We start from the raw sequence: 14078 nt of genomic DNA on the forward strand, positions 1-14078 counted from the left end.
GTTCGAGCCTAGCCCTCGGGGACCCCGCCCCGGCCCGCGCCGTCCGCCGGGCGGAGCAGACGGTCGAGGAGGGCGAGGGCCTCGTGCTGCGGAGCCGTGTCGTCCAGCAGCCACTGCGTCTGCAGGCCGTCCGAGGCCGCGACGACGAGGGCGGCGACCGCGAGAGGATCGACGTCGGCCCGGATGCGCCCGTCCGTCTGCTGCTCGCGGACCGTCTCGGCGATGTCGGCCCGCAGGCGGGCGAAGCGCTCGGTCGCGAAGGCGCGGGCGGCGGGATGGCCCTCCTCCAGCGCGCTGGCGACGAGCGTGGAGTACAGCTGCACCAGACCGGGGACCTCGCGGTTGGCCCTGGCTGACCGGATCATCCCCTCGACGGGGTTCGCGGGTTCCGGCTCGGTCTTGCGTCCCGGGGCGTTGCTCTCGACGTAGACCGCGACGAGCAGCTCCTCCAGCGACCCGAAGTAGTGGGTGAGGGCGGCATGCGTCACCCCCACCTCCTTCGCGATCGCCCGCAGACTCGTGCGGTCGGCGCCGCGGGCCGCGAACACCTCGATCGCGCGGTCCAGGATCTCCTGGCGGCGGGTGATGCCCTTGGCGTACGTCCCACGGGGACGCGGGCGTCCGGAGTCGTCGGAGGGGGCGGCGGGCATGTCCCGAGTCTATCGACAAGAAACTTCCACCTGGAGGTATTCGGTGCTAGCGTGCGTGCAGGGCGCCCAACGCCCGCCTGTCACCGACGACCGAGGAGCACGACCGATGACGATCCAGACCTCTCTGCAGCTGTTCACGATCCGCGAGCAGCTGGAGGCCGACCTCGAGGGCACGCTCGCCGCGGTGGCGGCGCGCGGGTTCACCGCGGTCGAGCCCTACGACTTCGTGCGCCGGGCGGACGACATGGCCGCCGCCGTGTCGGCCGCGGGACTGACCGCCCCGTCCGGGCATGCGTTCCTCGCGACCCCGACCTTCGTGCGCCCGGACGGCTCCGGCACCACGGCTCCCGTCCCTCCGCCCGCGGAGGTCTTCGCGGCCGCGAAGACGCTCGGCATGGACACGGTGATCGATCCCTACACCGAGCCGGCGCGCTGGGAATCGGTCGACCAGATCGTCGAGACCGCCCGGCTGCTCAACGAGGCGGCGGAGATCGGCGCGGAGGCCGGTGTCCGAGTCGGCTACCACAACCACGCGCATGAGCTGGAGGCGGTGTTCGACGGGGTGACCGGGCTGGAGATCCTCGCGGGGCACCTCGACGAGCGCGTCGTGCTGGAGGTCGACCTGTACTGGGTCGCCCGGGGCGGCGTCGACCCGGTGGCCCTCGTGGAGCGTCTCGGCGAGCGCGTGATCGCGGTGCACGCGAAGGACGGCACCCTCGACCCCGCGCTGCTGGACGCGTACCCGCCGGCCGATCAGGTGCCCGCGGGCGACGGGGCCGTGCCGCTCCGGGAGGCCATCGCCGCCGCGCCCGCGCTCGAACTCGCCATCGTGGAGTTCGACCACTACGACGGTGACCTGTTCGACGCCATCGAGCGCAGCCGGGTCTTCCTCGACGCCGAGGCCGCGCGCTGATGGTGCGCGGGGGTGGCGTCGTCGGCGTCGGCCTCATCGGCGCCGGAAACATCAGCGATCAATACCTGCAGAACCTCACGCGCTTCCCGGACGTGGTGGTGCGGGCGATCGGCGACCTCGTCGAGGAGCGGGCGCGCGCGCAGGCCGCGGCGTACGGGGTGCCGCGGGCCGGGGGTGTGGAGGTCGTGCTCGACGATCCCGACATCGACATCGTCGTGAACCTCACGATCCCGGCCGCGCACGTCGCCGTCTCGGAGGCGATCGTCGCCGCCGGGAAGCACGTGTGGACCGAGAAGCCGCTCGGCGTGGACCGCGAGGAGGCGCGACGCCTGCTGGAGACGGCCGCAGCGGCCGGACTCCGTGTCGGCGTCGCGCCCGACACCGTCCTCGGCCCCGGCGTGCAGACCGCGAAGCGCGCGATCGCCCGCGGCGACATCGGGCGTCCGCTGTTCGGTCAGACGACCTTCCAGTGGCAGGGACCGGAGATCTTCCACCCGAACCCCGCGTTCCTCTACGCGAAGGGGGCGGGGCCGCTCCTCGACATGGGGCCGTACTACGTCTCGACCCTGGTCCACGTCTTCGGGCCGGTGGCCGCCGTGGCCGCCCTCGGGCTGCAGGGGTCGCCGACCCGCCGCGTGCAGGTCGGCGACCGCGCCGGGGAGGAGTTCCCGGTCGAGATCCCGTCCACGCTCAGCGTCCTGATGGACTTCGAAGGCGGCGGTCAGGCGCAGAGCCTCTACAGCACGGACTCGCCGCTGGTGCGGCAGGGCATCGTGGAGATCACGGGAACCGAGGGCACCCTCGTCATCCCCGACCCGAACACGTTCGGCGGGCCGATCACGATCACCCGGCCGCTGTCCCGGCACTTCGTGCCACCGGAGCCGGTGGTGCAGGAGGTCGTCGATGTCGCGCCGGAGGGGGTGCTCGCGGGGCGCGGGCTCGGGCTGCTCGACATGGTGCGCGCGATCGCGGAGGACCGACCGCACGTCGCCACCGGCGACTTCGGGTACCACGTGCTCGACACGCTCCTCTCGATCGAGGAGGCCGCAGCGCGGCGCACGTTCGTGGAGGTCGCGAGCACGCTGGATCAGGTGGGCGCGCTGCCCGCCGACTTCGATCCCTTCGCGGCGACGTAGCGGTCCACGTTCGCGGGGGAGAGCACCTCGCGGGCGACCATGATCGCCGCCCCCAGCACCGCGGCGCGGTCGCCCGCCTGCGACTGCACGATCGCGAGGTGCTGGGTGGCGAGCGGGATCGAGCGGCGGTAGACGACCTCGCGGACGCCGGCGAGCAGGTGCTCTCCCGCGCGGGCGATGCTGCCCCCGAGCACGATGATCGACGGGTTGAGCAGGTTCACGACCGTCGCGAGCACTTCGCCGACATCGCGACCCGCCTGGCGGGTGGCCTCGATGGCCGCCGCATTGCCGGCGCGGACGAGGTCGACGACGTCGGAGGCGTTGTGCACGTCGTGGCCTTCGGCGCGCAGCGCGACGGCGAGGGCCGAACCGCTCGCGAGGGCCTCGAGATCCCGTTCGTCGCCCGGCTCCCGCCCCGAGCCGGCGCTCATCGGCACCTGGACGTGACCCATGTCGCCCGCCGACCCCTGGGCGCCGCGCTGCAGCTGACCACCGGCGATGATGCCGGCGCCGATGCCGGTCGAGACCTTCACGAACACGAGGTCGTCCACCCGTGGCCAGCTCGTGGCCTGCTCGCCGAGCGCGAGGATGTTCACGTCGTTGTCGACGAGGACCGGGACGTCGAACGTGCGCTGCACGTAGCCGGGGACGTCGAAGCGGTCCCAGCCCGGCATGATCGGCGGGTTGGTCGGGCGCCCCGTGGAGTGCTCGACGGGGCCGGGGACGCCGATGCCGACGCCCACGAGGGGCAGGCCGTCGGCGGTCGCGGCGAGCAGGGCCGTCCCCTCCGCGAGGATCGCGTCGAGGAGGGCCTCCGGTCCGTCGCCGATGTCGATCGCGCGGGTGCGCGCGTCGAGGATCACGCCGGCGAGGTCGGCCACGGCGACGGTCGCGTGCGTGGCTCCGAGGTCGACGGCGAGGACGAGTCCGGCGCGCGGGTTGAACGCCACGCGGGCGGGAGGGCGGCCGCCGGTCGACACCGCTTCACCGGCGGGGCGGAGCAGGTCGGCGGCCAGCAGCGCGTCGACCCGGGAGGCGACGGTGGAGCGGGCGAGGCCGGTGAGGGCGGCGAGCTCCGCCTTGGTGCGCGCGTGTCCGTCGCGGAGGATCTGGAAGATCTCGCCGGTCCCGGGGGAGGGCGTCGCGAGCGGCCTCAGCACGTCAACCATGGCGTCAGTAAAGCACAGCACTTCTCGCAGTCGGCTGTGCGACTTCAGATTTGTTACAAACAACTTTTGACGAAGGACTAGCAAAAGTCCTCACCGCTGTGTCAGACTCGCCGCCATGACAACGGATGTCACTGACACCGGCCTCGGGACGATCCGAACCGGGATCCTCGGCGGGGGCTTCATGGCCCGTGTGCACCGCACGGCCGCCCGAGACGCGGGCGGCGCGCTGCGCGCCGTCGCCACCCGGTCCGCCCAAGGCGCGAGGGATGCCGCGCAGCTGCTCGGCGCCGCGCGCGCCGAGCACGACGCGGAGGCGCTGCTCGACGCCGACGACATCGACGTCGTCCACATCTGCACCCCGAACGCCACGCATGCCGACCTCGCCCTGCGCGCGCTGCGGGCGGGCAAGCATGTCGTGTGCGAGAAGCCCCTCGCCACGACCGCCGCCGACGCCGCCGCGCTCGCCGCGGAAGCCGCCGAGAGCGGGCTCGTCGCGGCCGTCCCCTTCGTGTACCGCTACCACCCCATGGTGCGGGAGGCCAGGGCGCGCATCGCCCGCGGCGAGGCCGGGGAGCTGCTCACGCTGGACTGCTCGTACCTGCAGGACTGGATGCTGCGGCCCACCGACGACGACTGGCGGGTGCGCTCCTCGTCCGGCGGCGCCTCCCGCGCCTTCGCCGACATCGGCTCGCATCTGTGCGACCTCCTCGAGTTCGTCACGGGCGACCGGATCCGCGCCCTGAGCGCCCGGACCCGCCGGGTCTTCGCCGAGCGGGCCGGACAGGCCGTCGACACGGAGGACATCGTCGCCGTGCTCGTCGAGACCTCGGCGGGGGCGCTCGGCACGCTGCTCATCTCGCAGATGGCGGCGGGCCGCAAGAACGCCCTCACCCTGGAGCTGCACGGGACGCGGCAGAGTCTGCGGTTCGAGCAGGAACGGCCGGAGGAGCTCTGGGTCGGCATGCGCGAGGAGTCGCGGCTGCTGCTGCGCGATCCCGCCACGGCCGACCCGGAGTCCGCCCGTCTGCAGCGTGTCCCGGCCGGGCATGCCATGGGGTATCAGGACGCCTTCAACGGCTTCGTCGCCGACGTCTACGCCGCGATCGCGGGCGACGTCCCCGATGGACTGCCGACGTTCGCCGACGGCCACCGCGCGGCCGTGCTGACCGAGGCCGTGCTCGATTCCGCTGCCCACGAGGGCCGCTGGACGGAGGTGCCGGCATGACCGCGACGACGACGCAGCCGGTGCTGCGGGTGGCCGGGATCCGCAAGGCGTTCTTCGGCGTGGAGGTGCTGAAGGGCATCGACTTCGACGTGCGGCCCGGGGAGGTGCACGGCCTCGTCGGCGAGAACGGCGCGGGCAAGTCCACCCTCATGAAGATCATCGCGGGCGTGCAGCCGGCCGACGAGGGGACGGTCACGTACCGCGGCGCGGAAGTGCGCCACGCGCACCCGCGGCAGGCGATGGACGCCGGCATCGTCACGGTGTTCCAGGAGTTCACCCTGCTCCCGGAGCGCACGGTCGCGCAGAACGTCTACCTCGGCCGGGAGCCGCGGCGCGCGGGGCTCATCGACGTCCGGGCCATGAACGTGCGTACCGGGGAGCTGCTGAGCGACCTCGGCGTCTCCTTCATCGATCCGCAGTCCCGGGTGGGCTCGCTGACGGTGGCCGAGCAGCAGATCGTCGAGATCGTGAAGGCGCTGTCGTTCGACGCGCAGGTGATCTCGATGGACGAGCCGACCGCCGCCCTCAGCGACCGCGAGGTGGAGCTGCTGTACGCGATCATCCGCCGGCTCACGTCCCGAGGGGTCGCCGTCATCTACGTCTCGCACCGGCTGAAGGAGATCTTCGACCTCTGCGACCGGATCACGATCCTCAAGGACGGCGCCCTGGTCTCCACGGACGAGACCGCGGCGCTGACCACCGACGAGCTCGTGCGCCGGATGGTGGGGCGGTCGATCCAGTCGTACTTCCCTGACCCGGTGGCCGGCACCGCGGTCGGCGCGCCCCGACTCGAGCTCGACGGCTGCGGGAACGCCTACGTGGACGGGGTGTCGCTGACGCTCCGTGCGGGGGAGATCGTCGGGGTGGCCGGGCTCCAGGGGTCGGGGCGCACCGAGCTGGTGGAGGGCGTGTTCGGCATCCAGGCCTTCACCCGCGGCGCCGTGCGGATCGACGGGAAGCCGGTGCGGATCGGCGGACCACGCGCGGCCGTGCGCGCCGGGCTCGCCCTCGTCTCCGAGGACCGCAAGGCGCAGGGGCTCGCGCTCGGGCAGTCGATCCTCGACAACGCCCTGCTCGTGGTGCGGAACGTGTTCGCGGGACGCACCGCGGCGTCGCGCCGGGAGGTGCCGGGGGTGCTCCGCACGCTGGAGGTGTCGTCGCGCGGCCTCGACCAGGAGGTGCGCTTCCTGTCCGGCGGCAACCAGCAGAAGGTGGTGCTGGCGAAGTGGCTGCTCACCCAGCCGCAGATCGTGCTCTTCGACGAGCCGACGCGGGGGATCGACGTGGGCGCCAAGTACGCCGTCTACCAGCTCATGCGCGAGCTGGCGGCACAGGGGAAGGCCGTGCTCATGGTCTCGAGCGAGCTGCCGGAGGTCATCGGCATGAGCGACCGCATCCTCGTCATGCATGACGGCGAACTCGTCGCCGAGCTGCCGGCCGGTGCGGCCGAGCACGAGATCCTCGCGGCGGCCACCGGCGCCGACCGCGGTCCTTCGACGAACGGGGGTGCGCGATGAGCCGCCGCACCGGAGCCCGTCTCCGCATCGACTCGACCGTCATCGTGCTCGGCATCCTGCTGCTCGCGCTCGTGGTCGGCGCAATCCTCGTCGCCACGGTCGGTCGCAACTTCCTCAGCCCGGGGAACATCCGCGACATCCTGACCGGGATGAGCGTGCTCGGCCTCGTGGCCATCGGGCAGACGCTCGTGGTGCTCGGGGCCTCGCTCGACCTGTCGGTCACCTATGTCATCAGCCTGTCGAGCCTGCTCGCGGCGACGATGATGGCCGGGAACGCGGGGAACATCCCGCTCGCCGTGATCGTGACGCTCCTCGTGTGCGCGGGGATCGGGCTCGTGAACGGGCTCATCGTGACCGTGCTCAAGGTCAACGGCTTCATCGCGACGCTCGGCGTCGGGCTGATCCTCCAGGGCATCCTCAACACGAACTTCGAAGGCTCGGCGGGCGAGGTCCCGTGGGCGTTCCAGCTCATCGGCGCGACCGGCGTCGGACCGATCCCGGTGTCCACGCTCATCATGATCGCGCTCGCCGTGCTGGTCTGGGTGCTGCTGAACCGCACCCGTACGGGCGCCCATCTCTACGCCGTCGGCGGCGACCCCGAGATCGCGCGGCTCAGCGGCGTGCGCACCCGCCTCCCGCTGATCTGGGCGCACGTGCTGTGCTCCGTGTTCGCGGGCCTCGCTGGACTCCTGCTCGCCAGCCGTCTCGGCGTCGGCAGCCCGACGGTCGGTCAGCAGGGTGGCTACGCGCTGCTCTCCATCGCCGCGGTCGTGCTCGGCGGCACCCTGCTCCTCGGCGGACGCGGCTCGATCTGGGGCACCATCGGCGGCGTCGCCATCCTCGCCGTCGTCGACAACGTCATGAGCGTGCTGCAGGTGAATCCCTTCCTCAAGGACGTGGTGCGCGGCATCGTCATCGTCGCCGCGGTCGCCGTCTACAGCCGGCGGGCCATCGTGCGGCGTCGTCCCCGCTTCGGCGCCGGCGGCACGCGCACCGGGGGAGACGACGCCGCGAAGGCGGCCGAAGCCGACATGGCGGTCGCGGCCGCCGAGCTCGCGGATCCGACCACCGAGGTCGCCGCCGTCGACAGCGCCGGGGATACCGCCTCCGTGCGGGAAGGAGGACGCTCATGAACGCGCTGCGCACGCTCGTCAGCCCCCGCGGGGCGGTCTTCCTGCTGCTCGTGATCCTGCTCGTCGCGGTCGCCGTGCTCAACCCGAGCTTCGCCGAGCCCGGGCAGTTCATGCGGTACCTGCAGCGCGTCGCCCCCATCGCGATCGTCGCGATCGGGCAGTACTTCGTGATCATCGCGGGGGAGTTCGACCTCTCCCAGGGATCGCTCATCACGGCCCAGGTCATCATCGCCGGCAACCTCGTCGGCCAGGACGACGCCCGCACCCTCCCTGTCCTGCTGCTCATGATCGTGTTCGGCGTGGTCGTCGGGCTCGTGAACGGCGTCCTCACGACGCTGCTCAAGGTGCCGTCGTTCATCGTGACGCTGGGCATGATGCTCGCCCTGCTCGGCGGCGTGATGTGGTGGACGGGCGGCGCGGCCACGGGGAACCCGGCCGACAGCTTCCGGGAGATCGGCCGCGGCGGGATCCGCGACCTCCCCGTGCTGGAGTTCCTGCCCTGGGCCGTCCTCCTGCTCGCCGCCTGGCTCGCCCTCGGCATCGTCATCACCAAGCGCCCGCTGGGCAAGACCCTCATCGCGATCGGCGACAACGCCCGCGCCGTGGACTACGCCGGTGCCCGCCGGGCCTGGGTCACGACCCGCGCGTTCGTGCTGTCCTCCCTCTCGGCCACCCTCTCCGCCGTCCTGCTCGTCGGGTACGCGGGGGTGCACCCGTCCGTCGGCCGCGGCTACGAGTTCACCGCGATCACCGCGGTGGTGCTCGGCGGCGTCGTGCTCGGCGGAGGACGAGGGTGGATCGTCGGCGCCGTGGCCGGAGCCTTCGCGCTGGAGGCGCTGTTCCTGCTCCTGAACATCGCGGGCGTGCCCTCCACGCTCCGCGACGCCGTGCAGGGCGTCATCATCATCGCGGCCGTCGCCTATGCGGGGGTCGCCTTCCGAGCCCGCCGCCGGCGCGGTCCGCAGCCGACGGACGTCCCGACCGCGGGGACCGAGAACGCCGAGAACCGCACCACCGCATCAAGCCCTACAACCAGAGGAGATTAGCAATGCGACGATCGATGAAGATCGCCACCGCAGGGGTGGCCCTCTTCGGCCTCATCGCGCTCGCCGGGTGCACGACCGACCCGTCCGTGGCGCCGGCGGAGTCGGAGAACCCCGAGGAGTCGGCCGAGACCACCGAGTGGTTCGACCAGGAGCTCTTCGACAAGCAGGACGAGGAGCGCGGCGTCGACCCCCAGGGTCCCGCCGACCAGCCCTACCTGCAGCACATCAACGCCGAGATGGTCGACACGTCGGAGTTCGCCAGCACCGGCGCCAAGAAGGCCTGCTTCGCGAACGCCTCGATCTCGAACCCGTGGCGGCAGACGGGCTGGATCACGATGAACGAGCAGCTGAAGGTGCTGCAGGAGTCGGGCGCGATCAGCGAGATGGAGACCCGCGACGCGCAGGACTCCGACGACACCCAGATCGCCGACATCGACTACTTCATCTCCGAGGGGAACTGCGACGTCTTCCTCATCTCGCCGAACAGCACGGCGGCGATGACCCCCGCGGTCGAGCGGGCGTGCGAGACGGGCAAGCCGGTGGTCGTGTTCGACCGCGGCGTGAACACCGACTGCCCCGTCACGTTCATCCACCCGATCGGCGGCTTCGCCTGGGGCATCGACACCGCGGAGTTCCTCATCGACAACCTGGAAGAGGGCGACAAGGTCGTGGCTCTCCGGATCCTCCCCGGCGTCGACGTGCTGGAGCACCGCTGGGCCGGAGCCGAGAAGCTGTTCGAGGAGGCCGGGATCGAGGCCGTCGACCACTTCACCGGTGCCGACCCCGCCGAGATCAAGAGCATCATCAGCGACGAGCTCGCCAAGGGTGACGTGCAGGGCATCTGGATGGACGCGGGTGACGGTGCCGTCGCCGCCATCGAGGCCTTCGAGGACGCCGGAGCCGACTACCCGGTGATGACCGGCGAGGACGAGATGAGCTTCCTGCGCAAGTGGAAGGACACGGGTCTCACCGGCCTCGCTCCGGTGTACTCGAACTTCCAGTGGCGCACCCCGCTGCTCGCGGCGCAGATGATCTTCGCGGGTGAAGAGGTGCCGAAGGAGTGGGTGCTCCCGCAGAAGCCGATCACCGAGGCCGAGCTGGACGACTACCTCGCGGCGAACGAGGGGATGCCCGACGGCCACTACGCCAAGTTCGGCGGCGAGGACCTCCCCGGCTACCCGACGGTCTGGCAGGAGCGTCAGATCCCGTAACCCCGTGTGCTCCCGCCCTTCCGCTCGGCCCGCGCCGAGTGGGAGGGTGGGAGCACCCGTACGATCACAAGGACAACGATGCCCCGCACGATCGCCGTCAACACCTGGGTCTGGACGTCTCCGCTGACGGACGACACCCTGGAGCCGCTCGCCCGCACGGCGGCGCGGATGGGCTACGACGCCCTGGAGCTGCCGCTGGAGAGCGTCGGCGACTGGGATCCGCTCCGGGCCCGCACCGTGCTGGACGGCCTCGGCATGGGCGCGGTCGTGGTCGGCGCGATGGGTCCTGGTCGCTCGCTGCTCGCGCGCGCCGGAGACGTCGCCGCGACGCAGGACTACCTCCGTGCGTGCCTGGACGCCGCGGCCGTGCTCGGGGCCTCGATCGTAGCCGGACCCTTCTACGCGCCGACCGGCGTCACCTGGCGCATGGACGAGGCGGAACGGGCGGAGGTCGTCGGCGAGCTCCGGGAGAACCTCGCTCCGCTCGCCAGGGAGGCCGCGGCGATCGGCGTGACGCTGGCCGTCGAGCCGCTCAACCGCTACGAGACCAGCGTGCTGAACACCGTGGCGCAGAGTCTCGACGCGCTGGCGCCGCTGCTCGGTGCCGGGGTGGGGCTGGCCCTCGACACCTACCACCTCAACATCGAGGAGAAGCGGCCGGCCGACGCGGTCCGCGCGGCCGGCGCCGCCATCGCGCACGTGCAGGTGTGCGGCAGCGACCGCGGTGCCGTGGGCGACGACCACACCGACTGGCCGGAGATGCTCCGCGCGCTCGACGACGCCGGCTACCGCGGCGCCCTGGGACTGGAGAGCTTCACGGGGGAGAACGCGACGATCGCCGTCGCCGCCTCCGTGTGGAGACCGCTCGCCGCCAGTCAGGACGACCTCGCCGCCCGCAGCATCGCCCACCTGCGCGCCCTCGGTGCCTGAACCCCGCCCGCCGCACGAAGCCCCGCGATACGAAGGAGTATCCATGAGCAGTCACCCGGTCACCCTGTTCACCGGCCAGTGGGCCGACCTCCCGTTCGAGGAGGTGGCCCGCCTCGCCGCGGAGTGGGGCTACGACGGGCTGGAGATCGCTGCGTCCGGCGACCACCTCGACCTTCGTCGGGCGGCGGAGGACGACGCCTACGTCGCCTCCCGGCGCGAGATCCTCGACCGGCACGGCCTGCAGGTGTTCGCGATCTCCAACCACTTGGCCGGGCAGGCGGTGTGCGACGACCCCATCGACTTCCGCCACGAGGGCATCCTGCGCCCGTACGTCTGGGGCGACGGCGAGGCCGAGGGCGTCCGGCAGCGGGCGGCGGAGGACATGAAGCGGGCGGCCCGGGTGGCCAGGAGGCTCGGCGTCGACACCGTCGTCGGCTTCACGGGGTCGTCGATCTGGCCCTATGTCGCGATGTTCCCGCCGGTGCCGGAGGCGGTGATCGCCCAGGGCTTCCAGGACTTCGCTGACCGGTGGAATCCGATCCTCGACGTGTTCGACGGGGAGGGCGTGCGCTTCGCCCACGAGGTCCACCCCGGGGAGATCGCCTATGACTACTGGTCGAGCGACCGTGCCCTCGACGCGATCGACCACCGCGATGCGTTCGGCTTCAACTGGGACCCCTCGCACATGATGTGGCAGAACATCGACCCCGTCGGCTTCATCGTCGACTTCGCCGACCGGATCTACCACGTCGACTGCAAGGACACCCGTCTGCGGCCGCGGAACGGCCGTGCCGGGGTGCTCGGCTCGCACCTGCCGTGGGGCGACCCCCGGCGCGGCTGGGACTTCGTCTCCACCGGCCACGGCGACGTGCCGTGGGAGGACGCCTTCCGTGCGCTCGACGCGATCGGCTATGACGGCCCGATCTCGATCGAGTGGGAGGACGCCGGCATGGACCGCCTGCACGGCGCGCCCGAGGCGCTCGGATTCGTGCGCTCCCTGCTGTGGCCGCCGCCCGCGGCCGCCTTCGACGCCGCGTTCCGCCACCAGTGACGGGCCCGGTGTCCCCGGGCCGTGCTCAGGGCTCCCGCAGGCGGACCAGGCGCTCGTGCCCGGTCTCCTCGAGCTCGGCGATGTCGTCGCGCGACTTGAGGAAGTCGGAGAACGACCGGTAGCCGAGGGCCTTCTCGCTGAAGGACGGGTCCATGCGGCGCATGTGCGTCTTGACCGCGGAGCTGTGCAGCCATTCGTCGGCGTCCGCCTTGTCGTGGCCGAGACGCAGCGCGCGCTCCAGGAGCCGTGTGGCCTCGCCCTGGTCGTCGATCTTCTCCTCGACCTTGGGCTCCTCGGCGGCGGTCTTCGTCTTGGCCTTCGCGCGCGACTTCGACGCCGTCTTGGGCTTCGGGGCGCCCGTGTCCGCGGTGACCGGCGCGGACGGCTCCGCCGGAACCTCGACCGCAGGGGCGACGGCGGGCTGTGCCGCCTTCGTCGGACGCGCCACGCCGGGGAGCGAGTCGTAGGACTCGAACTCGTCGCAGGCCGCAGCGAGGGACTTCGCCGTGGACCCGGCGACGCCCACGCCGATCACGTACCGGCCGAGGCGCTTGCAGCGCTGGGCGAGCGGGACGTAGTCGCTGTCGCCCGCCACGATGACGACGTGGGTCAGGTCCGGCAGGCGGAACATGTCCTCGACCGCGTCGACCGCCAGCCGGATGTCCGCGCCGTTCTTCGCGTACGCCGCGGCCGGGAAGAGCTGCACGAGATCCACCGCGCGCGCCACGAGCTGCGAGCGGTACTCGGCGTTGACCGGCGACGACCAGTCCGCATACGCCCTCGTCAGCACGAGCGTGCCGAAGGACGCCGCGTAGTCGATGATGGCGCCGACCTCGATCATCGCCCGGTTCAGCCGCTCGGCGACCTCGGGGTCGTTCGGGTGCTCCGTGATGCGCTGGCGATCCTTGCCGTAGGAGTTGCGGCCGTGGACGCGGTCGTACCAGGAGATGACGATGTTGTCGAAGTCCAGGTACACCGCCACGCGGGCGTCGGTCGTCTCAGCCACGGTCGTCCTCCTCACCGGGGTACCGGACGCCGATCTGCGCGCGGATCTCGTCGAGGGCCCCCATGATGGCGACGCTCTCCGCGATGGGGAGGATGTCGCCCTCGAGGAGACCGTCGCGGACCAGACGCTCGGCCGCGAGCGCCTGGTACTGCATACCGCGGCCCTCGACCTCCGAGACGTACTCCTCCTGCACGGTGCCGTCCGGCCGCACGACGCGGAAGGAGGTGGGGGTGTACCAGACCCGATCGATGTCGATGCGGGCCTCGGTGCCGACGATGCTCGCGGCGTTGGGGCCGGCACCGCGCGAGGAGGAGAGGCTCGTGGAGACCGCCCCGCTCTCGTGGATCATGACGGTGGCGACCTCGGAATCGGCCCCGGTCTCGACCAGACGCCCCACGGCGCGGATGGTGGTCGGTGCCCCGAGGATGTCCCAGATGAAGGAGATCGGGTAGATGCCGAGGTCGAGCAGTGCGCCGCCGCCGAGCTCGAGCGCATTCAGACGGTGGGCGGGGTCGGTGGGCAGCTGCTGCGTGTGGTCGGCGCTCACGGCGCGGATCTCACCCAGGGCGCCGTCGGCGAGGAGCTCGCGGATGCGGACCATGTGCGGTAGGTAGCGCGTCCACATCGCCTCCATCACGAGCAGCCCGCGCTCGGCGGCGAGCCGCTGGAGGTCTTCGGCCTGGGCACGGTTGAGGGTGAACGCCTTCTCCACGAGCACGTGCTTGCCGTGTTCCAGGGCGAGCCGGGCGTTCTCGTGGTGCATCGGATGCGGCGTGGAGACGTAGATGATGTCGACGTCGGGATCGGAGACCAGCGCCTCGTACGACGGATGCGCGTGCGCGATGTCGAAGCGTGCGGCGAAGGCGTCGGCCGACTCCTGCGAGCGCGAGCCCACCGCGACGAGGTCGAGGCCGGCCGTGCGCAGATCGGATGCGAAGGCGCCGGCGATGCCGCCGGTCGCGAGGATTCCCCAACGAAGTCCAGTCATCCTCTCAGCGTAGAGGGTGGCGCATGTGACCGTCTGTGACATCCGGTGACCTCCGGCTTCCTCCCCGTGGCCCGGGTGGCGGACGCGCTCCTACCGTGTCGGC

General features: G+C 71.8%; 13 protein-coding genes. 9 read left to right on the forward strand and 4 right to left on the reverse strand.

Translation table 11 applies throughout. The annotated features are described in order from the left end of the window. Positions 1-8: 8 nt before the first annotated feature. Positions 9-650 carry a TetR/AcrR family transcriptional regulator gene (locus BV453_RS07955; protein WP_249521318.1) on the reverse strand — a complete coding sequence of 214 codons (642 nt, stop codon included), beginning with the start codon at positions 648-650 and terminating at the stop codon, positions 9-11. Positions 651-756: 106 nt separating this feature from the next. Here BV453_RS07955 and BV453_RS07960 point away from each other — a divergent pair, with 106 nt between their 5' ends. Both BV453_RS07960 and BV453_RS07965 read left to right on the forward strand, forming a co-directional pair. Further along, on the forward strand, positions 757-1563 hold the full coding sequence (locus BV453_RS07960) for a sugar phosphate isomerase/epimerase (RefSeq protein ID WP_085606152.1): 807 nt from the start codon (positions 757-759) through the stop codon (positions 1561-1563). Continuing rightward, positions 1563-2699 (forward strand): Gfo/Idh/MocA family protein, encoded by a 1137-nt coding sequence (locus BV453_RS07965; protein WP_249521319.1) that lies wholly within the window; start codon positions 1563-1565, stop codon positions 2697-2699. The genes BV453_RS07960 and BV453_RS07965 overlap by 1 nt, the downstream gene beginning before the upstream one ends. Here the strand turns inward: BV453_RS07965 and BV453_RS07970 are convergent. After that, entirely contained in the window at positions 2651-3868 is a 1218-nt protein-coding gene (locus BV453_RS07970; RefSeq protein ID WP_249521320.1) for an ROK family protein, read from the reverse strand. The two genes, BV453_RS07965 and BV453_RS07970, sit on opposite strands and share 49 nt — an antisense overlap. Before the next feature lie 115 nt (positions 3869-3983). On the opposite strand from BV453_RS07970, the gene BV453_RS07975 reads away from it, so the two are divergent. The 7 genes from BV453_RS07975 to BV453_RS08005 all read left to right on the forward strand — a co-directional run bounded on the left by BV453_RS07975 (position 3984) and on the right by BV453_RS08005 (position 11981). Beyond that, positions 3984-5093 (forward strand): Gfo/Idh/MocA family protein, encoded by a 1110-nt coding sequence (locus BV453_RS07975; RefSeq protein WP_025105578.1) that lies wholly within the window; start codon positions 3984-3986, stop codon positions 5091-5093. Then, complete coding sequence (locus BV453_RS07980) at positions 5090-6610, forward strand: sugar ABC transporter ATP-binding protein (RefSeq protein ID WP_249521321.1); 1521 nt, start codon at positions 5090-5092, stop codon at positions 6608-6610. The genes BV453_RS07975 and BV453_RS07980 overlap by 4 nt, the downstream gene beginning before the upstream one ends. Next, a complete protein-coding gene (locus tag BV453_RS07985; protein ID WP_025105580.1) occupies positions 6607-7743 on the forward strand; it encodes an ABC transporter permease in 1137 nt (378 codons plus the stop codon). Before BV453_RS07980 ends, BV453_RS07985 begins: the two co-directional genes overlap by 4 nt. Then, a complete protein-coding gene (locus BV453_RS07990) occupies positions 7740-8789 on the forward strand; it encodes an ABC transporter permease (protein ID WP_025105581.1) in 1050 nt (349 codons plus the stop codon). The genes BV453_RS07985 and BV453_RS07990 overlap by 4 nt, the downstream gene beginning before the upstream one ends. 14 nt (positions 8790-8803) lie before the next feature. Then, positions 8804-10000: a substrate-binding domain-containing protein gene (locus BV453_RS07995; RefSeq protein ID WP_371259839.1), complete on the forward strand. Its 1197-nt coding sequence runs from the start codon at positions 8804-8806 to the stop codon at positions 9998-10000. A gap of 78 nt (positions 10001-10078) precedes the next feature. Next, entirely contained in the window at positions 10079-10930 is an 852-nt protein-coding gene (locus BV453_RS08000) for a sugar phosphate isomerase/epimerase (RefSeq protein WP_085606150.1), read from the forward strand. 43 nt (positions 10931-10973) lie between these two features. After that, positions 10974-11981: a sugar phosphate isomerase/epimerase gene (locus BV453_RS08005; protein WP_249521322.1), complete on the forward strand. Its 1008-nt coding sequence runs from the start codon at positions 10974-10976 to the stop codon at positions 11979-11981. 25 nt (positions 11982-12006) lie between these two features. Here BV453_RS08005 and BV453_RS08010 read toward each other — a convergent pair whose 3' ends face one another. Further along, positions 12007-12987 carry an NYN domain-containing protein gene (locus BV453_RS08010; protein ID WP_085606146.1) on the reverse strand — a complete coding sequence of 327 codons (981 nt, stop codon included), beginning with the start codon at positions 12985-12987 and terminating at the stop codon, positions 12007-12009. Continuing rightward, positions 12980-13975, reverse strand: coding sequence for a Gfo/Idh/MocA family protein (locus BV453_RS08015; protein ID WP_085606144.1), 996 nt, complete (start codon positions 13973-13975; stop codon positions 12980-12982). The genes BV453_RS08010 and BV453_RS08015 overlap by 8 nt, the downstream gene beginning before the upstream one ends. Between the last annotated feature and the right edge of the window lie 103 nt (positions 13976-14078).

Origin of the sequence: Microbacterium sp. ER1 (assembly GCF_023383675.1) — a bacterium.
In the GTDB taxonomy this organism is placed as follows: Bacteria; Actinomycetota; Actinomycetes; order Actinomycetales; family Microbacteriaceae; genus Microbacterium.